33 protein-coding genes are annotated in these 26,293 nt (G+C 61.7%); 23 read left to right on the top strand and 10 right to left on the bottom strand.

Annotated elements, in window-relative coordinates:
* The first annotated feature begins 54 nt into the window (after positions 1-54).
* The 4 genes from RX327_RS27525 (at position 55) to RX327_RS27510 (ending at position 3,624) form a co-directional block, all read left to right on the top strand.
* Positions 55-615 (top strand): GcrA family cell cycle regulator, encoded by a 561-nt coding sequence (locus RX327_RS27525; protein WP_050383898.1) that lies wholly within the window; start codon positions 55-57, stop codon positions 613-615.
* A gap of 94 nt (positions 616-709) precedes the next feature.
* On the top strand, positions 710-1,285 hold the full coding sequence (locus RX327_RS27520; RefSeq protein WP_050383897.1) for a DUF6456 domain-containing protein: 576 nt from the start codon (positions 710-712) through the stop codon (positions 1,283-1,285).
* Between the two features lie 359 nt (positions 1,286-1,644).
* Positions 1,645-2,067 (top strand): GFA family protein, encoded by a 423-nt coding sequence (locus RX327_RS27515; RefSeq protein ID WP_050383896.1) that lies wholly within the window; start codon positions 1,645-1,647, stop codon positions 2,065-2,067.
* A 294-nt stretch (positions 2,068-2,361) separates the two neighbouring features.
* The gene (locus tag RX327_RS27510; RefSeq protein ID WP_317251336.1) at positions 2,362-3,624 is read left to right on the top strand and encodes a CoA transferase; all 1,263 of its coding nucleotides are present in this window, start codon (positions 2,362-2,364) and stop codon (positions 3,622-3,624) included.
* A 248-nt stretch (positions 3,625-3,872) separates the two neighbouring features.
* Here RX327_RS27510 and RX327_RS27505 read toward each other — a convergent pair whose 3' ends face one another.
* Complete coding sequence (locus RX327_RS27505) at positions 3,873-4,058, bottom strand: hypothetical protein (RefSeq protein WP_016847356.1); 186 nt, start codon at positions 4,056-4,058, stop codon at positions 3,873-3,875.
* A gap of 25 nt (positions 4,059-4,083) precedes the next feature.
* Between RX327_RS27505 and RX327_RS27500 the strand changes: the two genes are divergently transcribed.
* On the top strand, positions 4,084-4,266 hold the full coding sequence (locus RX327_RS27500) for a hypothetical protein (RefSeq protein WP_016847357.1): 183 nt from the start codon (positions 4,084-4,086) through the stop codon (positions 4,264-4,266).
* Between the two features lie 25 nt (positions 4,267-4,291).
* Here RX327_RS27500 and RX327_RS27495 read toward each other — a convergent pair whose 3' ends face one another.
* From RX327_RS27495 to RX327_RS27480, 4 genes are read right to left on the bottom strand one after another with little or no spacing between them, the layout of a single operon-like run.
* Complete coding sequence (locus RX327_RS27495; RefSeq protein WP_050383894.1) at positions 4,292-4,612, bottom strand: cupin domain-containing protein; 321 nt, start codon at positions 4,610-4,612, stop codon at positions 4,292-4,294.
* Positions 4,609-5,349 (bottom strand): YqcI/YcgG family protein, encoded by a 741-nt coding sequence (locus RX327_RS27490; protein WP_317247680.1) that lies wholly within the window; start codon positions 5,347-5,349, stop codon positions 4,609-4,611. Before RX327_RS27490 ends, RX327_RS27495 begins: the two co-directional genes overlap by 4 nt.
* 40 nt (positions 5,350-5,389) lie before the next feature.
* Positions 5,390-6,682, bottom strand: coding sequence for an MFS transporter (locus RX327_RS27485; RefSeq protein ID WP_050383892.1), 1,293 nt, complete (start codon positions 6,680-6,682; stop codon positions 5,390-5,392).
* On the bottom strand, positions 6,682-7,395 hold the full coding sequence (locus tag RX327_RS27480) for a hypothetical protein (RefSeq protein ID WP_050383891.1): 714 nt from the start codon (positions 7,393-7,395) through the stop codon (positions 6,682-6,684). Before RX327_RS27480 ends, RX327_RS27485 begins: the two co-directional genes overlap by 1 nt.
* Before the next feature lie 63 nt (positions 7,396-7,458).
* Between RX327_RS27480 and RX327_RS27475 the strand changes: the two genes are divergently transcribed.
* The 3 genes from RX327_RS27475 (at position 7,459) to RX327_RS27465 (ending at position 10,113) form a co-directional block, all read left to right on the top strand.
* The gene (locus tag RX327_RS27475) at positions 7,459-8,478 is read left to right on the top strand and encodes a GlxA family transcriptional regulator (RefSeq protein ID WP_050383890.1); all 1,020 of its coding nucleotides are present in this window, start codon (positions 7,459-7,461) and stop codon (positions 8,476-8,478) included.
* 154 nt (positions 8,479-8,632) lie between these two features.
* The gene (locus RX327_RS27470; RefSeq protein WP_317247679.1) at positions 8,633-9,766 is read left to right on the top strand and encodes an alpha-hydroxy acid oxidase; all 1,134 of its coding nucleotides are present in this window, start codon (positions 8,633-8,635) and stop codon (positions 9,764-9,766) included.
* A 143-nt stretch (positions 9,767-9,909) separates the two neighbouring features.
* Complete coding sequence (locus tag RX327_RS27465) at positions 9,910-10,113, top strand: hypothetical protein (RefSeq protein ID WP_050383888.1); 204 nt, start codon at positions 9,910-9,912, stop codon at positions 10,111-10,113.
* A gap of 13 nt (positions 10,114-10,126) precedes the next feature.
* Here RX327_RS27465 and RX327_RS27460 read toward each other — a convergent pair whose 3' ends face one another.
* A complete protein-coding gene (locus tag RX327_RS27460) occupies positions 10,127-10,312 on the bottom strand; it encodes a hypothetical protein (RefSeq protein WP_018272817.1) in 186 nt (61 codons plus the stop codon).
* A gap of 217 nt (positions 10,313-10,529) precedes the next feature.
* On the opposite strand from RX327_RS27460, the gene RX327_RS27455 reads away from it, so the two are divergent.
* A complete protein-coding gene (locus RX327_RS27455) occupies positions 10,530-10,883 on the top strand; it encodes a phasin (protein WP_317247678.1) in 354 nt (117 codons plus the stop codon).
* Positions 10,884-10,910: 27 nt separating this feature from the next.
* On the opposite strand, the gene RX327_RS27450 is transcribed toward RX327_RS27455, so the two are convergent.
* Positions 10,911-11,171 (bottom strand): hypothetical protein, encoded by a 261-nt coding sequence (locus RX327_RS27450; RefSeq protein WP_317251335.1) that lies wholly within the window; start codon positions 11,169-11,171, stop codon positions 10,911-10,913.
* 201 nt (positions 11,172-11,372) lie between these two features.
* Between RX327_RS27450 and RX327_RS27445 the strand changes: the two genes are divergently transcribed.
* Entirely contained in the window at positions 11,373-11,675 is a 303-nt protein-coding gene (locus RX327_RS27445; protein ID WP_050383967.1) for a hypothetical protein, read from the top strand.
* Between the two features lie 102 nt (positions 11,676-11,777).
* On the opposite strand, the gene RX327_RS27440 is transcribed toward RX327_RS27445, so the two are convergent.
* Positions 11,778-11,963, bottom strand: coding sequence for a hypothetical protein (locus RX327_RS27440; protein ID WP_050383966.1), 186 nt, complete (start codon positions 11,961-11,963; stop codon positions 11,778-11,780).
* Positions 11,964-12,690: 727 nt separating this feature from the next.
* Between RX327_RS27440 and RX327_RS27435 the strand changes: the two genes are divergently transcribed.
* The 6 genes from RX327_RS27435 to RX327_RS27410 all read left to right on the top strand — a co-directional run bounded on the left by RX327_RS27435 (position 12,691) and on the right by RX327_RS27410 (position 16,359).
* A complete protein-coding gene (locus tag RX327_RS27435) occupies positions 12,691-12,849 on the top strand; it encodes a hypothetical protein (RefSeq protein ID WP_157345204.1) in 159 nt (52 codons plus the stop codon).
* Entirely contained in the window at positions 12,850-13,017 is a 168-nt protein-coding gene (locus tag RX327_RS27430) for a hypothetical protein (protein ID WP_317251450.1), read from the top strand.
* Between the two features lie 82 nt (positions 13,018-13,099).
* Positions 13,100-13,528, top strand: coding sequence for a GNAT family N-acetyltransferase (locus RX327_RS27425; RefSeq protein ID WP_050383858.1), 429 nt, complete (start codon positions 13,100-13,102; stop codon positions 13,526-13,528).
* A 407-nt stretch (positions 13,529-13,935) separates the two neighbouring features.
* A complete protein-coding gene (locus RX327_RS27420; protein ID WP_152977491.1) occupies positions 13,936-15,111 on the top strand; it encodes an acyl-CoA dehydrogenase family protein in 1,176 nt (391 codons plus the stop codon).
* A gap of 10 nt (positions 15,112-15,121) precedes the next feature.
* The gene (locus RX327_RS27415) at positions 15,122-15,676 is read left to right on the top strand and encodes a flavin reductase family protein (RefSeq protein ID WP_050383856.1); all 555 of its coding nucleotides are present in this window, start codon (positions 15,122-15,124) and stop codon (positions 15,674-15,676) included.
* Positions 15,673-16,359 (top strand): TetR/AcrR family transcriptional regulator, encoded by a 687-nt coding sequence (locus tag RX327_RS27410; protein WP_028336872.1) that lies wholly within the window; start codon positions 15,673-15,675, stop codon positions 16,357-16,359. The genes RX327_RS27415 and RX327_RS27410 overlap by 4 nt, the downstream gene beginning before the upstream one ends.
* Positions 16,360-16,364: 5 nt before the next feature.
* Here RX327_RS27410 and RX327_RS27405 read toward each other — a convergent pair whose 3' ends face one another.
* Together RX327_RS27405 and RX327_RS27400 are read right to left on the bottom strand one after the other, a co-directional pair.
* Positions 16,365-17,240: a polysaccharide deacetylase family protein gene (locus RX327_RS27405; protein ID WP_050383855.1), complete on the bottom strand. Its 876-nt coding sequence runs from the start codon at positions 17,238-17,240 to the stop codon at positions 16,365-16,367.
* 12 nt (positions 17,241-17,252) lie between these two features.
* Positions 17,253-18,350, bottom strand: a complete 1,098-nt coding sequence (locus RX327_RS27400; RefSeq protein ID WP_050383854.1) for an LLM class flavin-dependent oxidoreductase — start codon at positions 18,348-18,350, stop codon at positions 17,253-17,255.
* A 169-nt stretch (positions 18,351-18,519) separates the two neighbouring features.
* Here RX327_RS27400 and RX327_RS27395 point away from each other — a divergent pair, with 169 nt between their 5' ends.
* The 7 genes from RX327_RS27395 (at position 18,520) to RX327_RS27365 (ending at position 26,291) form a co-directional block, all read left to right on the top strand.
* Positions 18,520-19,401 (top strand): FAD binding domain-containing protein, encoded by an 882-nt coding sequence (locus RX327_RS27395; protein WP_028336869.1) that lies wholly within the window; start codon positions 18,520-18,522, stop codon positions 19,399-19,401.
* Positions 19,398-19,883 carry a (2Fe-2S)-binding protein gene (locus tag RX327_RS27390; protein WP_028336868.1) on the top strand — a complete coding sequence of 162 codons (486 nt, stop codon included), beginning with the start codon at positions 19,398-19,400 and terminating at the stop codon, positions 19,881-19,883. Before RX327_RS27395 ends, RX327_RS27390 begins: the two co-directional genes overlap by 4 nt.
* Complete coding sequence (locus tag RX327_RS27385; RefSeq protein WP_050383853.1) at positions 19,880-22,270, top strand: xanthine dehydrogenase family protein molybdopterin-binding subunit; 2,391 nt, start codon at positions 19,880-19,882, stop codon at positions 22,268-22,270. Before RX327_RS27390 ends, RX327_RS27385 begins: the two co-directional genes overlap by 4 nt.
* Positions 22,271-22,336: 66 nt before the next feature.
* Positions 22,337-23,590 carry an ABC transporter substrate-binding protein gene (locus tag RX327_RS27380; RefSeq protein ID WP_317247677.1) on the top strand — a complete coding sequence of 418 codons (1,254 nt, stop codon included), beginning with the start codon at positions 22,337-22,339 and terminating at the stop codon, positions 23,588-23,590.
* Between the two features lie 53 nt (positions 23,591-23,643).
* Positions 23,644-24,528, top strand: coding sequence for a branched-chain amino acid ABC transporter permease (locus tag RX327_RS27375; protein WP_317247676.1), 885 nt, complete (start codon positions 23,644-23,646; stop codon positions 24,526-24,528).
* 9 nt (positions 24,529-24,537) lie between these two features.
* Complete coding sequence (locus tag RX327_RS27370) at positions 24,538-25,524, top strand: branched-chain amino acid ABC transporter permease (RefSeq protein WP_050383851.1); 987 nt, start codon at positions 24,538-24,540, stop codon at positions 25,522-25,524.
* Complete coding sequence (locus tag RX327_RS27365) at positions 25,521-26,291, top strand: ABC transporter ATP-binding protein (protein ID WP_050383850.1); 771 nt, start codon at positions 25,521-25,523, stop codon at positions 26,289-26,291. Before RX327_RS27370 ends, RX327_RS27365 begins: the two co-directional genes overlap by 4 nt.
* Positions 26,292-26,293 lie beyond the last annotated feature (2 nt).

Below are 26,293 nucleotides of genomic sequence, written 5' to 3'. Positions count from 1 at the left end.
GAATATCGGAAGGTATGCGAGGCGCCGGCGGAATGACAGAAATGGGAATTTGGAATGGAAATGATGAACTGGCTGCCGGAGCATTCGGCAGCCCTGCAGGATCTCCGCGCCCGCGGCTTGTCCTATTCGGAAATCGCTGACACGATCAACGCTACCTTCAATACGGCCTATACGCGCAACGCGGCGCTCAGCCGAGCGCAGCGCATGGGGTTGGTGGGCCTCGAAAGGCTCGAGCCGTCCCTGCCGGGGCACCTCGATCCGCCCAAACCGTCCCTGCCGGAGCTCCCAAGGATCGGGCGGCTTCGTGAAGGGCGCGCCGAACTGACGCCGGATCTACTTCGCGGGCCAAAGATCTTCACTGAAACGGTGGAGATGCCGCAGCTTCGTTGCGCGGCGGTCGTGCCGCGGCATCTTTCGCTGCTCGACCTCAAGCCCGGAGACTGCCGCTATCCCTATGGTGGGGATAGCGACGGCGAGACAATGACCTTCTGCGGTCATCTGTGCCGGTCCGGTTCGAGCTACTGCACCCCGCATTTTCACCTGAGTCGCGATCCTGAGGCCACGGCGAGGCCGGTATTGAGCGCCGCCTGGCTTCAAGCCATCGGGGCCGGCTGAGGCAATTCATCCTTTGACCGACGGACGTCGGTCCGCAACCGCGACCGCGCGGAAGCCTCCGCGCGCCCATCATCAGACATTTTGGAGGTTACCAATGCCGGGAGGCAAGCGCCGGAAGCCATACGATCCCGCCGGGGCGCACGATCGACGTGCCCAGGATCTGCCCTTTAATGCCGAAGTGGCGACCGTCGAGGTCGACGATCCCCTTGCGCTCGACCGGGGTGAGAAGATCGTTGCCTTTCGCTCGATCCGCAACGATCCGCTTGGCCGGTTGCATGCGCATCGCCAGATCGACGATACGCAATATCGGAGTGGCCGGGCGTTCCAAAACGACTGGGAAAAGGCCGAGCGTGGGCCTCGCGCGGTGGATACGACGCGCGAATTCGTCGATGGCGGCCTGCGACGCGAGCCGATCACCGAGGGGCAGCGTCAGGCGACGCTGCGCCTCAATCGCGCTGAGTATGAGCTCGGCGCCGATGGTTCGGCGCTGGTGCACGATGTCCTGATCCTCGGCATGACCATGGAGCAGGTTGGACAGCGGCGCGGACTTTGTACGCAGCGCTGGCAGGACTATTTTGCGCGGCGTCTCAAGGAGTGCCTTGATCGGCTGGCGCTGATGTACGGGCTTGCGACGGCAAGCAGGGTTCCGGTGAAGGACCGTCCACGCTGATCTGACGTGATTACTGACGTGCCGGTTTGCCGCGCAGGAATCCGGCACGGCAGCAATTCATCGCATGACTGTGCCTTGCCTCACACTGAACTCCTTCCTTATGTGCGGTCGGGATTGGGCCCGGCCAAGGCTGTGAAGATGGTCGACATCGGCGCGGACTCTCATGTAACTTCCGTCGCGTCGACGACCTGCCTGCATTCGAGGCCTCTCGCGCAAGAAAGGGTCTGGTACGTCCACGCAAGGGAGTTCGCCGCGGCTACGCACCTGTCTACATCTTCTCTGCATCACGAACACCACGAGCAACGTGGATCGATGCCGACGCGGAGCCCAATCAAAATAACCCAAGGGAGAAACGACCGATGAATCACACTGGAAACTGCTTTTGTGGCGCCGTCGAACTCAAGGTCAGCGGGGAGCCTGAGGCAATGGGCTATTGCCACTGCCGTTCATGCCGTTCCTGGTCCGGTGGTCCGGTGAATGCGTTCAGCCTCTGGAGGCCCGAGGCGGTCGAGGTTACCAAGGGCGCCGACCACATCGCGACATTCGAGAAGACCGCGATGAGCCAGCGCAAATATTGCACAAAGTGCGGCGGTCACCTGATGACCAACCACCCGACGCTCGGGCTCGTCGACGTGTTCACCGCAACGATCCCGACGCTGAAATTCAGCCCAGGCGTTCACGTCAACTATTCCGAGGCAGTGCTGCAGATACGCGACGGCCTGCCGAAGTTGAAGGATTTTCCGGCTGAGTTCGGCGGCTCCGGCGAAATGATCGCCGAATAGCTCGAAGGCTCCCCATTACGAAAGCGGGTGGCGGCGGCGTGTCGCCACCCGCCTGCGTATGGGCTCCGCGCCCCACAGTTCGGTATCCGGCAGGCTTGCTTCGTATGCAAGGCGTCCGACCATGTCGGCGGCCGTCGGGTCGTCTTTGGCCATTGACAGCCATGTCGGACGAAGGTCCCGCTCTGCAAAATCCGGGTTTGGTTTTGCTGACGAGCTTCCGCTAAAAGGCGAGCAGTGCCGGTCTTGGCAGGGACCGTCGTATTTCGCCTGATAAAATAACAGAGGAAGCGTCAGATCATGACCAGACCAGAATTGCCGGGGCGCACGCCGCGCGGGGAGGGAGTTCCGACCGCGCTCGATGGTCTGCTGGTCGTCGATTTCACGCGCGTGGTCGCCGGCCCGGCCTGCACCCAGACGCTCGCCGATTATGGCGCCCACGTCATCAAGATCGAGAACCCCGACGGTGGCGACGACACGCGCGCCTATGAGCATGCCGAGATTGGCGGCGAAAGCGCTGCCTATCTCAGCCTGAACCGCAACAAGCGCGGCATTGCGCTCGATTTCAACAATCCGGCGGCGCTCGAGGTCGCGCGCGCGTTGATTGCCAAGGCCGACGTCGTGGTGGAGAATTTCTCCGGCGGGGTGATGAAGAAGTTCGGGCTCGACTATGAGTCGGTCGCGCCGCTCAACCCGCGGCTGGTCTATTGCTCGATCTCCGCCTATGGACGCAAAGGCGATTTCGCGCTGCGCCCCGGCTTCGATCCCATCACCCAGGCGGAAAGCGGCTTCATGTCGCTCAACGGATTTGCCGACGGCCCGGCGGTCCGTACCGGCCCGCCCATCGTCGACATGGCGACGGGGATGTCCGCCTGCAATGCCATCCTGATGGCGCTGCTGGCGCGGGACCGGCTCGGCCGCGGCCAGCATGTCGAAGTCGCTCTGTTCGACGTTGCGATGGGGATGACCGGCTTCTACGGCATGGCCTATCTCATCAACGGCGAAAACCCCGGCCGGTTCGGCAATTCGCCGAGCGGGTCTCCCACCGTCGGCGTCTATGAGGCCTCCGACGGGCCTCTCTACATGGCCTGCGCCAACGACCGGCTCTACCGCCGGCTCGTCACCGACGTGCTGGAACGCCCGGATCTCGTCACCGACCCCGAGTTTGCTCACCGCAAGGCGCGCACGGCCAACAAGGAGAAGCTGCGCGCGATCATTGCCAGCGTGTTTGCAAGCGATACGCTCGAGAACTGGATGGCGAAGATGAAGCTGGCCAATATTCCGGTCGGCTACCTCCGCACGGTCGAGGAGGGGTTCAATGCGCCTGAGGCGCGCGAGCGCCATCGCTTGAACCGGATTGCGCATCCAACCGCCGGCTCGGTGCCGAACATCGAGTCGCCGGTCAATATGAGCCTGACGCCGACCGTTGATCCTGTTGCGGCTCCGCTGCTCGGTCAGCATACCAAGGACGTGTTGAGCAAGACGCTCGGCTACGACGACCGGCGCATCGCCGCGCTGGCCGAGGCCGGCGCGTTCGGCAAGGCAGACAACACCGGCTAGGCCCTTTTCCGTTCCGATGGAATCGGAACGGGGCTCTGGCTTCTAGTTTGACGCGTTTCCTTGACGCGAACTAGGATCCGCTTCGCTCGAAAACGCTCCAGCGTGCTCAGCCTGCGCAAAAGATCAACTATTCGCAAAACAACCTGACAGCAGGCGAGAGGAAAGCCGCTCGCCTGGCGAGATGTCTTTCAGGCGTCGCAGGCCCCGGCGCGTCGCCGGCGGCCTTGGAGCTGGTCCGTTTCGGGAACTCAGTTCGGCTTGCTGCGCAAGTTGTTCCTTGGCATACTTTCAACTTCCTCGGGTTCCGCCCGATCAATCTCGAGGCGTGCCATCCGGAGGATGAGGGTTGCCGTGGTGAGGCCGAGGCGTTCGGCCTCTTGTGCTGCGGTGTCGACCTTCTGGGCCAAGCCTTCACGTTTACCTGGGTATGCCATTCGTAATCCTCACTTAAGGTGCGAGATGAAAAATCCCACATACGTTGCGGAGCTGCAGAAGAAGCTCGGAGCTCCATCGAGCGAAACACTGGAAAGCCTGCGACTGTTGAAGGCTTTCCTTCGACTTGCGCCCGACCAGCGTTCCGAGGTCATCGAGCTGGTCGAACGTTTGGCGGTTGAGCCGCCGCGCGATCCCTCACTGTCCTGAGGTGCTCGCAAATCCTTCCTGTGCGTCAGTTGTTCATCGGCTTGGCGGGTGTTTGCGTCGCGATCACGTAGATTGCGCCGCCCTCGAGCGCTTCGGATTGATGCCGGGTGCCGGCTGGCAGCAGGATGGTATCGCCGGCGCCGACCACCCGCTCGCCGCCATCCCAGATGAAGTTCAGCCGGCCGCTGATGATCATCAGGATCTCGTCGACTGGATGGGTATGAAACTGATGCACCTTGCCGGCCGCATCATGCTGCAGCTCGACCGAGCCCTGGGCCGGGAGCAAGTTCAGGATCTCCGGGTCGATAGCAAATTCAGTCTTCGTGCCTGCGATGATCTGGGTCATGCTGCCTGTTCCTTGTTCGCGATCGGTGGTGTCTTGTTCTGCGCGAGCTTGGCGAAGGGGCAGCCCGAGCTCGCGTTGTTGTCGTCGTGCAGGAAGTACTGCAGATACTCGCGGCCGTCGGTTGCGCCGTAGCGGCCAAGAAGCGGAGAGGGGCTCGCGCTGTCGTACGGGATCAGGCGCTTGCGCACCTCCGCGAACGCGGCGCTCGCAGCCTTCTCAGTCCCGAGGATCTTCTCGAACACCCAGCGCGGCTGGAACGTGAGCATGAAGGCGCTGGACCGGCGGCTCTGCCGCATCACATGCGCGGGCGTCGTGCAGACCACGAAGATCGGCTCGCCCGCAAATGAGAACTCCCACATCGGGTGGTCAATCTGTTCCGGAATCTCTGTTGGCCACGGGTTCTTGTCCAACCGCGCGAGCTGATCGAGCGTCAGCCACATCTTGCGATAATAGGCATCGAGCGTCTGCACCGGACGAGGCCGCGTGAACACGATCAACGAGGTATTGGGACCGAACGAGCGCGCCTGCGAGACATATTGCCCGAGTTGTTCGCCCAGCACCGCCACATCATACGGATCGAGGAAAAGGTAGCGGAGCTGATCCTGGCGATGTCCGGTCACACCGAACACGCAAGGGAACGGCCTTGCCTCGCTGCTCATCTGCGCTTCAAACTCGGAGAACATCACGCTCTGCCAGCTGCTGACCGGAAACTTTGACGCGACTTCGCCTTTTCTCAAGAACAAGCGCTCCATAACACCCCCTACACTCATAACGACACTAACGAGCTATCAACTTGCTTCTCATCAACAGCGGCCCGGCAATGCCCGGCAGCGACATGAGAAGCAGAATGACAATCAAGGCGCTGTAGCCGCCGTCGCCGATCGCGGCCGTGTTGTGTGCGGCGTCGGTCCCCGAGGCGTTGCTGGCGGCGAGCATCGCGAAGCCGATGATGGGCTGCGAGATGCCGGCGAAGATTCCGGCGGCAGTGGTGTTCACGGATGCACCCACACCGATCAGATCGGCGGTGTAGAGCTTCTTGACGCATTTCAACACCAGCGGGACGGTGCCGCCGGCGACGAGCCCCAAGGCAGTGAACACGACGGTGACATAGGCGAGACCAAACGTCTGGGCAATCGGCGGCAGCAGCATCGCGATCAGCAGCATGCGCAGCACGCAAATGCCGATCAGCGCGCGGTCAAGCGCCGCCGCGGCGCGATCGGCGGCGTGACCCAGGAAGATCGAGCCGAGCGCATTGCCGATCATGAAGGCGAGCAGGGGCGTGCCGGCCGCTGTCGGGGAGATGTGGAAGAAGTGCGCGACCATCGGAATGCCCCAGACGCCCGACAGCGTCGTCACCACCGCGAAATGCGACGCAAATGTCATTGCGCAACCCCAGTTCGCGACATGGGCCAGCGATCGCCGCGCGGCGATCACCACGCCCTTCAGCGTCTTGTTGCTGTGCGAGGCCGGATCGGGCTTGAGCGCGAGCTTGGCGAAAGCGAGGTTGGCGAGGCCAATGCAGGCGATGAACAGGAAGCAGGCCCGCCAGCCGAAGCCTGAGACCGCAGCTGCAAGGGGCGTGGTCGCGATCACGCCCCCGACATAGCCGGAGACCTGCGAGATGCCCGACATCATGCCGAACCGCTCATCCGCGAAGCTCTGTGCCACGAGCTTCAGGAGTGCGGTGAAGACCAGCGCATCGCCGCAGGCGACGATCAGGCGTGCAACAAAAACGTCGAGCAGGTTCGGTGCCAGCGCGAACGCGGCGCTGCCGAGCGAGGAGGCAATCATGCTGACGAGGACGACGCGCTTGACGCCGTAACGGTCGACCAGAAGGCCTGCCGGAATCTGCATCAAGGTGTAGCCCCAGAAGTAGCTTGAGGCGAGCATCGCAACGCCGGCAGCGTCGGTGTTGAAGTCGTGCATGAAACTGAGGCTGACCGACTGCGGCGATACGCGCTGCAGGAAGGCGATGGCGTAGGCGATGGCCACCGCCGTCCACGCGAGATAGGCGCGATCGGTGAAGCGCGACGTCGGGGCATAAACAGCTTGTTGTCCGAGCATCGACATCACACCCTCGCGTAACCCACCGAGAAAAGGGCATCCGCAGAATTCGGAATCTTCCGCGACATCGCGGCATCGACCAGCGACGCGGTGCCATGATAGGCCTGCCGATGGTGCTTAATGTGGCCGTAAGCGCCACGCATGATCATGTCGGGCAGTTCGAGCGGCTTGCCCGGATAGAGCGAGGTGCACATCTCGATACAGGCCGCCTGCAGGGCGAGATCCTGCGTATCGTCGAGCAAAGACGGAGTCACTTTTTCGCAAATCTTAGCGTTCGCTGCCCAGACGATCGGGTTGCGGGTTCGCCAGCCGTAGAGCACGTTGCCCTCGGCTCTCGCGGCGGCGCCGGAGCATTTCAGGACTTCCGATGTGAAGAAGCCGTAGAAGCCGCGGCCCTGGTGCGCCGGGAGTACTTCCGTGCCGCTGCGATAGATTCCAAGTCCGGCCGACATCTCCAGGATGCGGTAGACCGAGAAGGCAATGAGGCCGGACCGATCGTAGACAAGGATCAGGCTATACTTCTTGTCGAAGGGCGAGGAGGTCGTTGTCCAGTGCGGCTCGGTGGCCTGCCAGTTGACGGCAATGATGCCGTTCATGGCGTCCATCAGCGGCTGACGGTCGCAGGCTTCGACCCGGGAGGCATCGGGTAGACTGTAGATCGCGTAATCCGTCCAAGGCGATTTGATCGCCTCGTATCCGCTGCCCAGATTTCGCGACATGGCAGAACTCCAGAATTCCAATGCGAGCTATACAGGGCAGCCTCGAATGGCTTAAAGGACAATATGCCCTCGAAAACTGCCAAAGCGCCCCGGCCTGAGCCGCGCGACAAGAAAGCAACGCGGCGGATCGCGATCGTTGCCTTTCCCGGTGTGACCTTGCTCGACATCTCGGGACCGGCGCAGGTGTTTGCAGAACTGGAAGCGATCGAACTGCCGGGACCGGACTACTCGCTGTCCTACCTGTCGACCTCCGGCGGGTTGGTGCCGACCGATGTCGGCATGATGATCGACACGGCGCCGATCGACAGTATTGCGCCCGCCGAGGTCGACACGCTGGTGATCCCTGGCGGACCCGGCATCTGGAAGATCCGCAACGACGCGAAGTTGATGAACTGGATCGCGGAGGCGCTGCCGAAGGCGCGCCGTATCGCGTCGGTTTGCCTTGGCGCATTTGCGTTGGCCTGGACCGGGATTCTGGACGGCAAGCGGGCAGCAACGCACTGGCGTTATTGTCCCCGTCTGCAGGATAGCTTTCCCAATATCCGGGTTGAGCCCAACGCGATCTTCGTCAAGGACGGACGGGTCTGGTCATCGGCCGGGGTCAGCGCCGGCATCGATCTGGCGCTCGCCATGATCGAGGAGGATTTCGGCCACACCATCGCGCTCGATGTTGCGCGGAGACTTGTGGTGTTTCTGAAGCGACCGGGCGGTCAGAGCCAGTTCTCGACCGTCCTTGCCGCCCAGGCATCGGACGTCGAGGGACGCTTCAGCGCGCTGCACGCCTGGATCATCGAGAACATCACGAGCGACCTCAAGGTCGAGACCCTCGCGGAAAAGGCGGGGATGACGCCACGCACCTTTGCGCGGACCTATGTCAGCCGCACCGGCATGACACCCGCAAGCGGCGTCGAGGCGCTGCGCGTGGAGACGGCGCGCTTGCTGCTCGAAAGCCGCCAGATCGGCGGTGTGATCGAGGTCGCCAAGCGCGCGGGATTTGGCGATGACGAGCGAATGCGGCGGGCGTTCCTGCGCCACCTCGGCGTATCGCCGACCGAGTACCGAAACCGGTTTTCGGGCAGCTAGCTCGCCTCGGGCGAGGCGGACCGCTTCGCGTCGAAAGCCGATCTATCTCACGAGCGAATAGCTGGCCTTCGCTGGCAGGATTCGTGGCTCAAGGTGGTAGCTTTTCCGGTTTGTCTGCGGCTAATGTGCCGGCCAAATCGGGAGAAGAAACACCATGAATGACGGGACCCCCATTCGACAGGCGCGCAATGTCGAACTCGGCGCCAGCGGCGAGGAATTCCAGAACCTGCACGAGTTCATCCGGAAAGCGCGCGCCAACCTGAACCAGAACGCCTGGGACTACATCGTCGGCGCGGCCGAGACCGAGACCACGATGCGCCGCAACCGCATGGCGCTGGACGAGATCGCCTTCCGCCCGCGCGTGCTGCGCGACGTCATCAACGTCGATCCTTCCACCGAGGTATTCGGACGCAAGCTCCGGCTTCCCGTGGTGCTCGCCCCGGTCGGCGCTCTCGAGATCTTCGATCCGGATGGCGCGGCAAGCGTGGCACGCGCCGCCGGCACTTTCGGTGCGGCGCACATGCTGAGCTCGGTATCCGAGCCAGGACTGGAGAATACCGCCAAGGCGGCACCGGATGCGCTTCGCATCTTCCAGCTCTATGTGCGTGGCGACGATGCCTTTGTAGAGGATGTGGTCAGCCGCAGCATCGACAACGGTTATGCCGCCTTCTGCCTGACCGTCGACACCGCCCATTACAGCCGTCGTGAACGCGACATCGCCAAGCGCTACGTTCGCGAGAGCCGCCTGCGTGCCACCGGCGGCGATTTCCAGAAGGGCCTGGAGTGGCGGACCGTGAAGATGATCAAGGACAAGTTCAAAATACCGCTGATCCTCAAGGGCATTGCCACCGCAGAGGACGCGCTGATCGCGCTCGATCACGGCGTCGAGTGGATTTACGTCTCCAACCATGGCGGCCGCCAGCTCGACCACGGCCGTGGGTCCATGCATGTCCTGCCCGAAATCGTTCAGGCGGTCGCCGGCCGTGCCAAGATCATGGTCGACGGCTCGTTCTGCCGCGGCACCGATATTGTGAAGGCTATCATTTCGGGCGCTGATCTTGTCGGCATCGGCCGGCTGCAGTGCTGGGCGCTCGCCGCGGCCGGCGAGGCCGGCATTGTCCGGATGCTTGAACTGCTGGAGGACGAGGTGATCCGCTGCCTCGGTTTGCTCGGTGTCACCGGCTTTTCCGAACTGGACAAATCCTACCTGCATCCCGCGATGCCGACCAATCTTCCGAGCGTGTTCAGCGCATTCCCGCTTCTCGATATCGATCCCTACCGCTACTGAGACGCTGCGAGCGATGCATGGAGCGTCGGCGCGGTCGAGGCATTGTGCGCCTCGATCGCGCCAGCGGCCATCTATCTGTGGTGTCCATGAAGGCGCCGCGGCAACGACAAAGTCTGATCCAAATGCCGCACTAGTCGAGGCGGATGGCAGATAATCCATTCGCGGAATTTTCACTCGAGCGCGCGATCGGCTTGCGCTGGACCTTGCGGGATATCCAGGCCGGCAGGCTCAAATTGTCACCGGTCAGCGACGAGGATCTGCACATCCTCGCTGAACTCGGTCTGGTCGAACTGCATGACGACGAGCCCGGGCTGACGGAGGCGGGAGTCGCTGTGCTGAGCGATTGAACAGGCGCGCAGCCTAGCGCGCGTTCAGGAAGCTTTCACCGGAATTGCAAGGCGTGCACTGATAGGTCAGCACGTCGTAGACTTGATCGCGCGGCTCGATCAAGGCAAGCCGCATTTGCGTGCCGCACTTCATGCACGGCATCTCTATGCTGGTCTTGAACCGGGTGCAGGTCGGTGTCGGACGAACGGCGCGCAGCATCGGATCCCTTATTCCCCAGAGACGCGAACGCGACCGACGAAGAAGCCGAATCACTATGCCACAGTGCTGACATGATTGGAATCGGTTGTCGGTCGCGGCTAGGTAATTTTTCCTCAATCGGCCGGAGCGGGTGGGGTCTTCATAGCTCGCGATCCGGCGCTGACGCCGTCACAATCTATGCTAACGTCGTCGGACGCTTATTTCAGGGGGCGCGATCATGATTGAGCCGAAGCTTGAAGTTCCCGCCGAGTTGCGCGATCTCGCGGAAAAGACCATCGACCAGGCCGAACAGGCCTTCAGCCTGTTCTTTGATGCCGCGAGCAAGTCGATGACGTCGATGCCGGGCGCCGGTACCGAGATCTCCAAACAGGCGCTGGCTTTCACCGAGCAGAACATGAAGTCGGCGTTCGAGCATGCACGCAAGCTGGTGCATGCCACCGATCTCCAGGAAGCGATGCGAATCCAGTCGGATTTCCTGCGCAGTCAGTTCACCAGCGCCGGAGATCACATGCGGCAGATCAGCGGTAGCGTGATGTCGGCGACCAAGGACGCGACGAAGGGCAAGTTCTAGGACGGCGTTCGCGACCCCATCGACGCTTTAGCGCCGGCGCGCGACGGCAACGCCGAACAGAAACGCGACGAACAGGCTTGCGAGCGGCGCTTCGCGCGTGACCGCACTCACGGTGGCCAGGGCTCCGCCCGGTCGGCGCGAGGTCGCGATTGCATCGCTGAGGCGATCGGCGGCGGCTCGAAGTCCATCCGACACCTCCGTGATCGTACGCGAGACGTCCGTCGCGGTGTCGATCGCTCGTTCACCGAGTGTGGGTTGAAGCGGGAACTCAGGTGTTTCGGAGCTCATGTGCCGTGCCGCGATTTTACTTGAAAGCCAGGTGACAGACGCCTTTGCTATCCGCACGTCCTGAACGGCGGTGGCGGCCACATATCCGGGAAATTCCGCAGCGGCGGATTGGTTCCACCGACATGCCTCGCTTTCACATCGGGGAACCGGAAACTTACGCGCGCGTCGCGGCTTGTTTCCGTGGAGGAGGCGATGATGACAATGCAGGCGCATGGCATTGCGGACGGCGGTTCGGTCAAGCATCGAAATCGGCATGGTGGCACGCCGCTGTTGGTCGCGGCCGTGGTTGCGATCCTCGGCGTGCTCGGCATGCTGATCGTGGATCACGGTCCGTGGAACAAGCCGAACGTGCAGTCGGCCGCTTCGGCGAACTACTCAACGACCGGCGAGGCGGCGCGCGCGGCCGGCGCAAAGGTCATACCGACCGAGCCCAAGGCACCGATCGAGCCTGATCCACCCGGCCCAAAGCCCGCTCATCCGGCAAATCCGGGCACGCCGCGATAGATGCGGGCGTTCGTGGGATCACATCCCGACGCAGGGCGGAGGAATTTGACTCGTCGGGCAAATCAGCGGCACAAAATCATCGTCGGAAACATCGCGGGATGATCAGCGAACGCTGACCAGCACGCCCCACGCTGCTGCAAATCCCGCACCGACGAGAACCAGCACTGGACTATCGCAGAAGATGCCGCCATACTGGCACATGGTGGCACCGAGAGAGCCGATCTGATGGTGGCCCGCGGCGTAGAACAGGCCGGACAGGACCGCGAGCACGGCAGCAACGAAATACATCGACGCTTCCTCCTTGCAATCAAATGCGGCGCGGGTCAGTTCGACCGACGCAAGCCAAAAACTGTATTGATGTCGATCCAAATATTGTGATCCAAATATTGTGAGCTGTCCGCTTGACGCGTCGGGCAACTCAACGGCACACTGACATCATCGCAGCAAGCATAGGCGCTTGGCGCCGGCTCGCGTTGCGATTCCGGATCAATGCCCAAGCTTTTCGCTCAAGGCGGTTTCTCACCGTCGAAGCCGACGCATCGCATTTTACCGATCGCATTCAGCCCGAAAAAAGGGTTTGACACGTCGGGCAACTCAGGGGCATAATCCGAAAATCAGAAATTGTTGAGCCCGCGCGGAGCAATCCGCGGCGGGCTTTTTGTTTGCCGTTTCACCAATCGGACGGCGGCCGCACCGTCACGACGCCACATCCTCCCAGCCCGTCGCCTGAGCGTCGCAAGCGCGCCGCCGTCCGAACCCGTAGAAGCGACCACGAATTGACCGGCGCGCGCGAACGCGCCGGTCCTGCGGCGCGGCGCAAGCCGGCGCCGCCCGCGGCCCCGCTCGTCAGGGATAAGGTTCGCGCCCCAAAGATCGCCGCCCGTGCGCGATCTGCCGCACATTCATTCCACGGCCGCATCGCGCGCTGCCGGCCGATCAACGAGGTTTGCATGACCGCCTATCTGATATCGCTCGCGCTCGCGGGTCTGGTTGCCGTCGCGTTGTGGGAGCTTGCATGAGCGCCGAGATCATCCAGTTCATTCCGCGCCCGCATCCCAAACGCGAGCAGACGGACTTTCCCACGATCGCATTTCGCGCGGTGTTGCCTGATCCTGATCCGGATTGCGACACGGCTCCGAGCGAGTATCTCCCGTCCGATTGGCAGGAGAAGTGAGTGGCAAGAACGATTACGCAGATGCGCGCCGATTTTCAGCACCTCCGGCGCTGGCGACGAAGTGTCGAGCAGGCACAAAACTATACATTCAAGGCGGTGATCACTATGCTTGCCACGGGTTTTCTCGGAGCCGTTTGGTTGGGCATCAAGGCCACGCTCGGAAAATGACTCGCGGAGCGCGGAGCGGATTGATGTCCTTGGACATAGATCTGGGCGCCTTGGCGGACAACAGAATCATTGAGGCGCAGAAATGTATCGGATACGCGAGGTCGAAGCCCTGGACGAAGCGGTGGCGGACTCGCTCGCCGAGCTTCATCAGCTGATATTCTCCGACGGGACCCGTGTACCGGACTTCGAGCAAGGATATTGGTGGATTGCGTTCCGTGGCGCGAAGCCAATCGCATTCGCGGGTGTCGTTCCTTCAACCCATGTTACAAATGCTGGATATCTGTGCCGCGTTGGCGTCGTGATGCCGCACTGCGGCCACGGCCTGCAGCTGCGGCTTACTCGCGCGTTGGAAGCACGAGCGCGCCGTGCCGGCTGGAAGGCGATCGTTTCTGATACCACCGACAACATCTTCTCGGCCAATAATTTTATCCGGCAGGGGTATCGGCTCTTCGAACCTGGCTCGCCCTGGGCATGGCAGCACACGCTGTATTGGCGGAAAGAGCTCGTCTAGATCCTGCGACGTGGTTCGGGTCGTTGCGAACAATCGATGACGTGGAGCGCCCGGTGGCTTCGGTCACCGGGCTTTTTTGCGTTTCTGGCCATGGGTAACCCCCTTTGGCAAGCCGCGGTCGTAGCCGGCATCGAATCTTGGGCGTGGGGATGCTAGAATGGGCATGTGCAGTGCGAACGAAGCATCGCTGGAAGCGTTTCCTAAAATGGGCGCCCGGCGGCAGTCGTGGGATCCTGAGCCTTGAATTGAGGGAATGCAGGCTTGCGCGTCTTGATCTCTGGTGATCGATCGATAAACTGAGTTGACGGCTCGATCGCACGCGCAAATCTCTTGGAGATCGAACGAAGGAAGAGACCATGGTTGAGGTTGGCCGCGGGCTCGATACGAAGGCACAGTCAGGCTCGGATATGGATCGTTATTCGATCATGGTCGCACGAGCCAGGGCGCTAGTTCCGGCTTTGCGCGAACGGGCATCGCGGACCGAAGAGCTGCGCAGATTGCCGTCGGAGACCGAGCGGGATCTACTTGACAGCGGCCTTTTCCGGATACTGCAGCCCAAGCGCGTCGGAGGCAGCGAGCTCGACTATGTTGCGCTGGTCGACTGCGCCGATGCCCTCGGGCAGGGGGATGCCTCGGTCTCCTGGAATTTTGCCAACCTTGCAAGTCACCACTGGATGCTGGCTATGTTCGCGCCCGAAGCGCAGAGCGCGGTGTGGGAAGAGGATCCGGATGCGTTGATCGCGTCTTCCTTTGTCTTCCCGGCGGGTCGCGCGAGGAAGGCCGGCGGCGGATATGTTCTGAGTGGTCATTGGCCGTTTTCGTCCGGGGTGGAATCCTGCGGATGGAACATGCTCGCGAGCGTGGTCGCCTCGGATGATGAGGCCGATGGTGTCGAGTATCGGCTATTCCTGTTGAACAGGCGAGACTACAGCATCGACGACACTTGGAATGCGGCTGGCTTGCGCGGAACGGGATCGAACGACGTGCGGGTCACCGACGCATTCGTTGCCGAGCATATGACCGTTGCCGTCAGCGATCTTGCGGGAGGTGCGACGCCGGGCAGTATCGTCAATCCAAATGCGCTCTACATGCTTCCGGTCTTTTCGTTGTTTCCCTATGTGTTGTCCGGGGTTGGTTTGGGAAATGCGCAGGCTTGCCTTGATGACTATGTCGAGATCGCGCGACACCGCGCTTCGACATATAACCGGGCCAAGATCGGGGACCTGCAAAGCACACAGATCAAGATTGCCGAGGCGTCGGCGAAGATAGATGCCGCGCGGCTGATCATGCGCACGAACTGCGTTGAGGCACTTGCGGAGGTCCGGCGTGGCGATATCCCGGGCATTGCAGCGAAGACGAAGCTTCGGCGCGACGGTGCGTTCGCGGTCAATTTGTGCACCGAGGCGGTGTCTCTTCTATTTGCGGCGGGCGGCGCACGCAGCCTGTTCACCTCGGGAGCGTTGCAGCGCCAATTCCGCGACGCGCATGCGGTGAATTCGCATCTCGCGTTCAATTTCGACGCGGCGGGCACCAATTACGGGCGGGTGGCTCTGGGGCTGCCGTCTGAAAACCTGACGCTTTGAGGTTAGCCGGATGTCCGACTCACCCAAACATCCGCTGGATCCCGCCAGTGAGCTCGCAAGCGATAGTTCGGCGATCGACCCCCGTGATTTCCGCAATGCGCTCGGTACGTTCGCAACAGGTGTGACGATAGTCACCGCGATGTCGGCTGAAGGACGGCCCTATGGAATTACTTGCAATTCCTTTGCATCGGTGTCGCTCAACCCGCCACTGGTGTTGTGGAGCTTGGGCATGTTTTCGCAGGGACTGCCGATCTTCCAGAATGCCAGCCATTTTACGGTCAACGTTCTAGACGCGTCGCAACAGGCGCTGGCGATGCAGTTTGCCAGATCGTCGGGGGACAAGTTCGCGGGTGTGAGCTGGACGCCGGGTCTCGGGAATGCTCCCGTGCTTGCTGATGTGGTCGCGAATTTCCAATGCCGTGCCGCCAACCGCTACTATGGCGGGGATCACGTCATTTTCCTAGGCGCGGTGGAAGCCTACGCCTATAACCGGAACAGTCCGCTGTTGTTCGCGCGCGGAGGTTTTGGCCGGTTTTTGGCTGACGGTGGTGGCAAGACATCATGAATCGAAAGACGCCCGTCAAGCGTGTTCGTGCCAAGCAGAGGCGACTATCAGCTGTCGATCGTCGCAGTGAATTCGTTACCAAGGCAACCGAGCTATTTGCGGAGGAGGGATTTGGCGGCGGCACGCGCGCCCTTGCTCACAAGCTCGGCGTGACGCAGCCGCTGCTTTACCGCTATTTTCCGAGCAAGGACGATCTCATCAAGGAGGTCTACCGCAAGGTATATCTCGAACCACTTGAAATAGGCTGGGAGAAGGTGCTCTCGGATCGGTCACGTCCGCTCCGCGTGCGGCTCCAGGAGTTTTACGAAATCTATACCGACGCGATCTTCAACCGAAGATGGCTCCGAATCTATCTCTACTCCGGCCTGAAGGGCCTCGATATCAATCGCTGGTATGTTGGCATGGTCAAGGACAAGATCCTGACGCGCATTCTCCGGGAATGCCGCCACGACGCCGGCCTCGCGACACAGGGCAGGCCCAGCGCAGAAGAACTCGAGCTGGCCTGGGTGTTTCACGGCGGCATTTTCTATTATGGCGTACGCAAGTACATCTACGAAGCGCCTGTCCTCGAGGACAAGGCGCAGATGATCAGTGACGCGCTGGATATCTTCCTCGCAGGATTTGAGAGAATGGCGGAGAGCGCGACCGATCGTCGACGGGCGCCGATCAAGGTCGCCGGCTGAGCGCGCTACATTGTCGCCATCTGACCCCGATACCAATCCCCGATCTCGCTTGCCGTCATGAGGGCGACGCCGTCATGGCCGATGACGTAATCGAGCAGGGCCTCCAGGTACTTGATACGGTGCGGCACGCCCGTGATGTAGGGATGCACCGAGATGGCCATGATCCGCGCATTCTCTGCGCCCTCAAGGTACAGCCGATCGAATTGGTCAGTGCAGCGCGTCAGGAACTGTTCCGACGGAAGGTGTTGCAGCGCGTGAATGACGATGTCGTTGGTCTCGACCGAATAGGGAATCGTCGTCACGGTGCCGTGCGGCGTGGCGATGTCCTGAGGGAGATCGTCGATCACCCAATCGGCCACGTATTCGATCCCGTTGAGGCGCAGGAGATCGAGCGTGTCTTCGGTTTCGGTCAGGCCCGGGCTTTCCCATGATCGCGGCGGCTTGCCACTAAATCCAGCAATCGTGTCGACCGCGCGCTTGATTGCATCCGCCTGGTTCTCGACCTTGTGCATGGGGCCCTGAACAAACCCGTGTCCCATGAATTCGAAGCCCGCCTCGCGCGCCGCCGACGCCACACGCGGATAGCTGTTGCAGACGTTGGCGTTCGCAGCCAGCGTCACCGGTATCTTTCGATCGGTCAGAGCTTTGAACTGCCGCCAGAAGCCGGTGCGCATGCCGTATTCATGCCACGACCAGTTCGGCACGTCGGGCAGCAGGGGCTGGCCCATCGGTGGGCTCAGCACGGTGCGTGGCATTGCATTCTCGATGCGCCATTCCTCGACATTGAGGATAACCCACACGGCGAGCTTCTTGCCGTCGGGCAGTGTCAGTTTCGGTCGGTCGACCTGCGCCTGGTACGGAATGCGATCAGTAAAGGCCATGTCGAACCTCCTTCACGTCGATGATCCGGCGGCGGTGGCATTGATCCGCGGCAGGACCTTCTCGGCCATCAGGATCATCGATTGACGGCCAAGCTCCCGATCTTTCCAGTCCTTGCCGGCATAAAGCAGGGTTCCGAAGGTGCCAATCTCTTCCTGGAACGCCAGCAACTGGTCAGCCACACTTTCGGGCGTGCCGTAGATGATCAATTTGTCGCAGATCGATTCCAGTGTGACCTCAGCGTCAGGTTGATCCCGTCGTGTCTTGAACAACTCGAGCCGGCCACTGCGCTTCAGCTTCGTGAACAACTGGTGATAATAGTACACGTACGGACTGTCGGGCGACGTGGTATACGCCTTCGCGGTTGCTGCATCTTTTGCCACGAACACGCTCTTGGCGACGCGCCAATTGGCGGGCTCGGGTGCCCGGTTCACGCGCGCACAACCCTCAACATATTTCGGCCAGTGGCTCTTCACCCAGGCCGGCATCAGGAAGTTTGCCGAGATCGGATCCCAGCCGCGCGCCGCCGCCTCCGTGACGCCTTTTGAGAATGGCGCCACCGCGGTTACCACGATTGGCGGGTGAGGAGCCTGCAAAGGGCGAGCGACGATTCCCTGGCCAATGTCCTCGATCAGGGTCCGTTTGACCGAGACATTCCAATATTTGCCCTGCAAATCATAGGGCGGTTTGCCAGCCCAGATATCAAGAACCTGATTGATGGCTTCGAGGAACATGGCATTGCGGTCGGCATCGAGATTGCCAAAAACCTCCGCGTCGGACAGCAATCCACCCGGGCTGATTCCAAGGATGAAACGGCCATCAAGCATGTGATCAAGCATGGCGACAGACGCTGCGATGGCTGCCGGATGCGTGTTTGGCATGTTGATGGTGCCGGTTCCAAGCTTGATGTGCTTGGTTGCGGCTGCGAGCCAGGCAATGAAGGCGATGCTGGAGGTGATGTTCTCGGCCTTGTCGGTGACGTGCTCGCCGACATACGCCTCGGTGAAGCCGAGCTCGTCCGCGAGCAGAAAGGCCTCGCGATCCTCCCGGAGCGATTGCCGCCAATCCTTGTCGAGAGGATGGATCGGCATCGTAAAAAAACCGAGCTTCATGATCCGCCTCCCCGCGATTTGAACTTTAGTTGGCAAGGAACCTGCGGCCTTCCCGAGGCGAAGACAAGCCCCGCCGCACAAATAATCACTCGATAAACAAGCTTGACCTTTGAAGAGGGCGGCCCTCTAATCGGGCAAACCAAAATTGGGCCCGGGAGGCCACGCCCACATGAAAGCTGCGGCTTTCGCCTACGCCCGCGCGACCAGCGTCGTGAACGCGCTGGAGTTGCTCGCCATGCACGGCGACAAGGCGAAGGTTCTGTCGGGTGGTCAGAGCCTGATGCCGGCGATGAACCTGCGGCTCCTGTCTCCGGACATTCTGGTCGATATCGGCGGCCTCGCCGAGTTGCGCGGCATCACCGTGAGGGGAGACCTGCTGGTCATCGGCGCGCTGACCCGGCACGTCGATCTGCTCAGATCGCCGGAGGTTGCACTGCACGCGCGGCTGTTGCGCGATGCCGTTGCCCACGTTGCCCATCCCGCAATTCGCAATCGCGGAACGATCGGCGGTAGCCTCGCTCACGCCGATCCTGCGTCGGAGCTGCCGGCCTGTGTTGTGGCGCTTGACGCCACGATCGTTGTTCGGGGCTCGGCCGGCGAGCGCCGGATTACTGCGACGGAGTTTTTCAGGGGAATTTACGAAACGGCGCTGTTGCCGGACGAGTTGCTTGTCGCGGTCGAGGTGCCGGTCGCAGGCCAAGCCTCGACATTTTTCTTTCAGGAATATGCCCGGCGGCATGGCGACTACGCTGTCGTTGGTCTCGCCGCCCGTGCCGTTGTTGCAGCCGGCAGGTTCTCAGCTCTTCGGCTCGGCTTCTTTGCTGTTGGCGACCGGCCATTGCTCGCGGCGGCCGCCGGCAAACTGATCGATGCCACGGTAACGCCCGCCTTGCTCGCAGAGGCGGCGGCCGCATTGGCCGATGAACTCGATCCACAGGAGGACCAGCAGGCGACCGCGGCCATGCGTCGACACCTCGCGACGGTCTTGCTCCGGCGCTGCGTGGCGGCATTGCTCGCACGGCCAGAACTGGAAACGGGAGTCGGTAAGTGAACGCTCCGGTACCGGTCTCGCTTCTGGTCAACGGCGAACCCATCGACGCCTTCGTCTTGCCGCGGCTCAATCTTGCTGATTTCCTCCGGGAAAATCTCAAGCTGACCGGAACCCACATTGGGTGCGAGCACGGCGTTTGCGGCGCCTGCACGGTCCGGATCGATGGCGAGATCGTTCGCTCCTGTCTGGTGCTGACGGTCCAGGCGCAGGGCGCGTCAGTTGAGACAATCGAGGGGCTGTCTGACAGCGGTGAAATAGCCGATCTTCAGGCGGCATTTCGCGAGCGCAATGCATTGCAGTGTGGCTATTGCACGCCTGGGATGCTGATCACGGCGCAGGACCTGCTGAAGCACGTGTCGGTGCCTGATCGTCGAGCAATCCGTGAGCATCTTTCCGGCAACTATTGCCGCTGCACAGGCTATCAGGCCATCGTGGATGCGGTTGAGGCGACAGCCATGACGCGCGCGGAGCGGGGCGCATGACGGTGACGCGGGCGCCAGCAGACGCGCTTTCGGTGCTTGATCGCCCGAATTCCTACATCGGCAAGACCGTACCGCGGCCGAACCTCGACAGGTTGCTGCAGGGGCGGGGCCAATATGTCAGTGATCTCGAATTGCCGCGGATGGCGCATGTGGTTTTTCTACGGTCGCCACATGCCCACGCCAAAATCGCAGCGATCGACGCCGACGCGGCAAGGCGCATGCCCGGTGTCGTTTCCATCGTCACGGGTCGTGAACTTGAAGCGGTCATCACGCCGTGGGTTGGGGTGCTCTCGCACCTGAAGGGACTGAAGTCTGCGCCACAACACGCGATCGCGGTCGACCGCGTGTGCTGGCAGGGCGAGGCCGTTGCAGCGATTGTGGCGACCAGCCGTGCTGCAGCCGAAGATGCCATGGAGCATATTTCGGTCGACTACGAGGAGCTTGAGGCAGTCACGGACATGCGTGCTGCGCTCGATCCGGCAGCTCTCGTCATTCATGCTGCGCTCGGCGACAATCTTGCCTTTGAGCGGACGCTCGACGCCGGCGACGTCGATCATGCATTGTCGGGGTCCGAACTCGTCGAGGCCGACTTTGTATTCGGGCGCCACACCGGCGTGACACTTGAGTCGCGGGCCGTCGTTGCCGATTGGAATGCGGCCGAGGCACGGCTCACGATCTATCAGGGCACGCAGGCGCCCCATATGGTGCAGAACATCGCGGCGCTGCATCTTGGGTTAAGGGAAGCGCAGGTCCGAGTGGTCTGCAAGGATGTCGGCGGCTCGTTCGGCATCAAGGTCCATATCTACGCCGACGAAATGGCGACCTACGCGCTGTCTAAGCTGTTGCGTCGGCCAGTCAAGTTCGTGGCGGACCGCGTCGAGAGTTTCAACACGGACATCCACGCCCGCGATCATCGATGCAGGGGGCGGATCGGCGTCAGGCCGGACGGCACCATCACAGCCTTCGAGATCGACGACCTGACGGGGATCGGCCCGTATTCGATGTATCCGCGCACCAGCGCCATCGAGGCAAATCAGGTGGTCAATCTGGTCGGTGGGCCCTATGCCACGGCGAACTATCGGGCGCGGGCGCGCGTCGTTTTCCAGAACAAGAACGTGATGTGCCAGTACCGGGCGGTTGGACACCCGATCGCCTGTTCGGTCACCGAAGGTCTGGTCGATCTGGCGGCAGCGAAGATCGGCATGGACCCCGTCGAAATCCGGCGGCGCAATCTGATCGCCGACGATGCCTATCCGTGTGCATCACCCTCGGGCATGAAGTTCGAGCAGCTGTCGCATCACGCCTCGTTGACCAAGCTGCTTCAGATGATGGATTACGACGCGCTGCGCGCTGAGCAAGCGGCCTTGCGCGCCAGAAACGTCCATCGGGGCATCGGAATCGCGAGCTTCATCGAGGTGACCAATCCCAGCGCTGCCTTTTATGGCGTGGGCGGCGCGAAAATTTCATCGCAGGATGGCGTTGCGGTCCGGCTCGACGCGCAAGGGTCGGTGATCTGCCAGACCAGCATCACGGAACAGGGGCAAGGGTCGGAATCGCTGACGGCCCAGATCGTCGGCAGCGTGCTTGGCGTTTCGATGGAACGCGTTCGCGTCATCCTGGGCGACACCGACCACACGCCCTATGGCGGTGGCACCTGGGCCTCGCGCGGCGCCGGCATCGGCGGCGAAGCTGCATTGCAGGCGGCCAAGGCCCTGCGCCAGAATATCCTGAACGTCGCCGCGGCCATCCTGCAATCGACGCCGGCCGAGCTCGATATCGTCGACAACGGTATCGTCAACGCCGCCGACGGCGCGCCGCGCATCGAACTGAACGAGCTTGCGCGGATCGTCTATTTTCGACCGGACACCCTGCCGCCCGGTATCCAGCCCGAATTGATGGCGACCCGGCATTTCGTTCCGCGCCAATATCCCTTTGCATTCACCAACGGCGTTCAGGCCTCATGGCTCGAGGTCGATACCGAGACCGGGTTCGTTAAGCTGCTGAAGCATTGGGTTGTCGAAGACTGCGGCACCATCATCAACCCGCAACTGGTCGACGAGCAGATCCGGGGCGGGGTCGTGCAGGGGCTCGGCGCGGCGCTGTTCGAGAAGTGCATCTACGACGAACGCGGTCAGCTGACCAATGCCAATATGGCGGACTATCTGGTCCCGATGTCCGGCGAGATGCCCGATATCGAGGTCGGCCACGTGGTGTCTCCGACGCAGGAATCGGAGCTGGGAGCCAAAGGGGCTGGGGAGGCGGGGACAGCCGGCGCGGCAGCTGCGGTTGCCAACGCGGTCAATGACGCGCTCCGGCCGCTTGACGCAACAATTACCGAGATTCCGCTCACGCCTCAGGTTATCCTGTCCGCCCTGGGACGGATCTGAGTGGAGACGTCCGGGCAACGATAATACGATAAGCAAAACGCAGACAGTTCTTGGGGAGGAATAGTCATGACGAAGAAGGTGACCAAAGCTGGATCGATATCACGGCGTCGTCTGCTGACGACGGCAAGCGCCGGCGCCGTTCTCGCCGTCTCGCCTTTTCGCATCAATCTGCTTCAGGCCCAGGAAGCGCCCATCAAGATCGGCTTCCCGGTTCCTTTGACCGGTCCATACGGCGCCGAGGCCCAGGACCAGGTGCGGGCGGGTCAGCTTGCTGTCGCCCAGTTCAATGATGCCGGCGGTCTCAACGGCCGCAAGGCCGAGCTCGTCGTGCGTGACGACAAGCTGAATCCCGGTGAGGCGGCGACGCGGACCCTGGAATTGGTCGAGAAGGAGAAGGTGAATTTCGTTGTCGGCAGTCTGTCCGCGGCGGTTCAGCTCGCGATCAACAACGTCACCAAGGAACGCGGGGTCATCTTCAATTCGATCAGCCAGTCCGACACCATCAATGAGGCCAAGGATTTCAGCAAATTCACCTTCCACGAGGCGCTGAACCCGCACATGACGTCAGGGGCGGTCGGTCGCTACGCCTTCACCAAATTCGGCAAGAAGGTGGCGTTTCTCACGGCGGACTATGCTTACGGTCACGAGATGGTTCGCGGCTTTCTCGAGGTCGGCAAGGAGTTCAACATCGAGAATCTTGGTGACATCCGTCATCCGCTTGGAACGACTGATTTCTCGACCCTGCTGCCGCGTCTCCAGGCGCTGAAGCCCGATATTCTATGCATCAGCAATTTCGGCCGGGACCAGCAAATCGCACTGAAACAGGCAACTGACTTCGGCATCAAGAAATCGATCCAGATCATCGCGCCGCTGCTGTCGCATGCCAGTCGCGTTGCGGCGGGCCCCCAGGCATTCGAAGGCGTTGTCGGCGGCTGCTCGTTCTTCTGGGGCATCGAGGACAAGTTCGCCTCGACCAAGGCGTTCAACAACGCGTTCCGCAAGATGTACGACGGCAAGTTGCCTACCGACTACGGTGCGCTCGGCTATGGCGGTGTTCGGACGGTGCTCGAGGCGGTCAGGGGCGCGGGCAGCGTGGAGACCGACAAGGTCGTCGCGGCATTGGAGGCTCTGAAGTACGACTACTACAAGGGGCCGCAATACTATCGCAAATGCGATCACCAGTCGGTGCAATCGGTGCTCGTGATCAAGTCGAAGTCCAAGGACATGAAGAACGAGTCAGATGTGTTCGAGGTTCTATCGACCGAAGAGCCTAACGAGAAGAACCTGCGTACCTGCGACGCGCTTGGTCACAAGAGCTGAGCCATGCGCCGACGCGCACCGCGGGGCGGTGCGCGTCGTGCTGAGGGGGACAAATGGCGGGCCTGAGCTTTGACCTGATTGCACTGCAACTATTCGCCGGGCTGGCGCTCGGCGCCATCTACGTGCTGTTTGCGATCGGCCTCTCGCTGATCTTCGGGATGTTGACCGTCGTCAACTTCGCCCATGGCGCGTTCTACATGGTCGGCGCCTATGTCGGGCTGTACCTCATTTCGATCGGCGGCAATTTCTGGCTCTGCTTGCTGGCGGTGCCGCTTCTGATCGGGCTGTTCGGCCTTGCCGTCGAGCGCGTGCTGATCCGGCCGCTTTACGGCCGCGGCATCGATTATCCGCTGCTGCTGACCTTCGGGTTGAGTTATGTCATGGTCGAGTGCGTGCGCATTGCCTTCGGCAAGACCGGTTATCCCTTCGACACGCCCGAGCTTCTGCAAGGGGCCGTCAACATCGGTGTCGGATATTTTCCACTCTACCGCCTGTTCGTGATCGGTGCGACGGCCGTCGTCTTGTTGGCGCTCTGGCTGTTTCTGGAGAAGACCAGCTTCGAACTCATTATCCGCGCCGGCGCGCGCGATCCGCAAATCGTCCGCGTCCTTGGGGTCGACGTTTCCAGGGTCTGGTTGATCGTGTTCGGGATAGGCACCGCGATTGCTGGCTTTGCCGGGCTGTTGGCTGCCCCGCTTCAAGGCGTCATTCCCGAGATGGGCGGCACGATTCTCGCCGAGGCTTTCGTGGTTACGGTCGTAGGAGGCATGGGCTCGATCGGTGGCGCCGTACTGGCGGGCCTCCTCGTTGGTGTGGTGGTCAGCATGACGTCGCTGTTTGCGCCCGAGATGGCCAAGGTTTCGATCTTTGCGCTGATGGCGATCGTCCTGATCGTTCGTCCCCAAGGCTTCTTCGGCCGCGCCGGATTGATGAGCTGAGAGCCAAGGATGACCGGAGCCACCGAATCCATCAAACAGCCTCGTGCCACGACGGGCAGTTGGTACGAATTCGCAACGCGGCATCGCGCCAGCATTGTGGCCGCGGTGATCCTGATTTTCCCGTTGGTGATGCCGTTCACGGCCCTCGCGGTGAACATCCTGATCTATGGATTGTACGCCGTCGGCTTCAACCTCGTGTTTGGTTATCTCGGTCTGCTGTCATTTGGTCACGCGGCGCTGTTTGGAACCGGTGCCTACCTCTGTGGCATCGCCATCGTGCATTTTGGCTGTCCATGGTATGCGGCCATCGCGGCCGGGATCGCCGGCGGCCTGTTGATGGCATCGTTGATTGGCGTGCTCGCGATCAGGACCCGCGGCATCTACTTCGCGATGGTGACGATGGCGCTGTCGCAATGTGTCTACTACCTGTTCTATCAGGCGGTTGACCTGACCGGTGGCGAAAACGGCCTCCGCGGCATCAACGTCCGCACCATCGATCTGTTCGGCTTGCGGCTCGACTTCATCAATCCGATGATCCGTTACTATGTCATCGCGGCTTTTGTGATTGCCGCGTTTTTCGTGATGTCGCGCATTCTTGCCTCGCCATTTGGCGCCGTCATTGAGGCCGTGCGGGAGAATGAGATGCGCGCCCGCGCGTCAGGCTATGACGTCACCAAGACCCGATTGCTGACCTTCGTTTTGTCTGGCGGCTTCTGCGGTCTCGCGGGAGCCTTGCAGGCGCTGCATCTGTCGATCGTTCCGATCGAGATCCTGCACTACGAGACGTCGGGCCTAGTCGTGATGATCGCATTGCTGGGCGGTATGGGAACGTTCTTCGGGCCGATGATCGGCGCCGCCGTCTTCCTGATCCTGGAGAATGTGGTCTCCGTGTGGACGGTTCACTGGCAACTGATCGTTGGCGCCATTTTCATTGCATGCGTGCTGTTCTTCCCCGCCGGCATCTGGGGCACGCTGATCGCGCGAGGCAGGCGATGAGCGCCGCGGAAGGCCAAACCAAGGAAATCATTCTGCGCACCAGGGGCGTCGGCAAGACGTTCGGGAAGTTTGTCGCGCTGAACGATATCTCGGCGGAGTTTTCCCGAGGAGCGATCACCTCCATTATTGGTCCGAACGGGGCCGGCAAGAGCACCTATTTCAATTTGCTGTGCGGCGCGTTTGCGCCCACCAAAGGCAGCGTTGAATTCGAGGGCAAAGATGTCACCGGCCTGCCGCAGCACCGCTTTGCGCATATGGGCATCGCAAAGTCCTTTCAGATCACCAGCGTGTTTCCGCAGCTCACGACCCGTGAAAACATCCGCGTCGGTCTGCAGGCGCTGGTGTCGAGATACGACATCTGGCGTCCCCGCGCGCGCCTGACCGAGCTGGTCGAGCGGGCGGACGAGCTGCTTGCCCTGGTCGGATTGTGGGAATCTCGCGAACGTGCCGCCAAGACGCTGGCCCATGGCGAGCAGCGCGCGCTGGAAATCGGCATGGCGCTTGCCAGCCAACCCCGGTTGCTGTTGCTGGACGAACCGACGGCCGGCATGAGTCCGGAGGAAACCCGGACCATGATGGATCTGATCGTGAAGCTCGCAAAAGAGCGTACGGTCATTCTCGTCGAGCACAAGATGAAGCTGGTGCTCGGGATCAGCGATCGCATCCTCGTGCTGCATCACGGAGAACTTCTCGCCGAAGGAACGCCGCAGGAGGTCCGGCAGAACGAGGCGGTGAAGCGGGTCTATCTCGGCCAGCGGGAGCATTGACT

This window comes from Bradyrhizobium sp. BEA-2-5, assembly GCF_032918025.1.
Taxonomy (GTDB): Bacteria; Pseudomonadota; Alphaproteobacteria; order Rhizobiales; family Xanthobacteraceae; genus Bradyrhizobium; species Bradyrhizobium pachyrhizi.
Note: the sequence above shows the minus strand (reverse complement) of the source record. Positions and strands in the feature narration are given on the sequence as shown.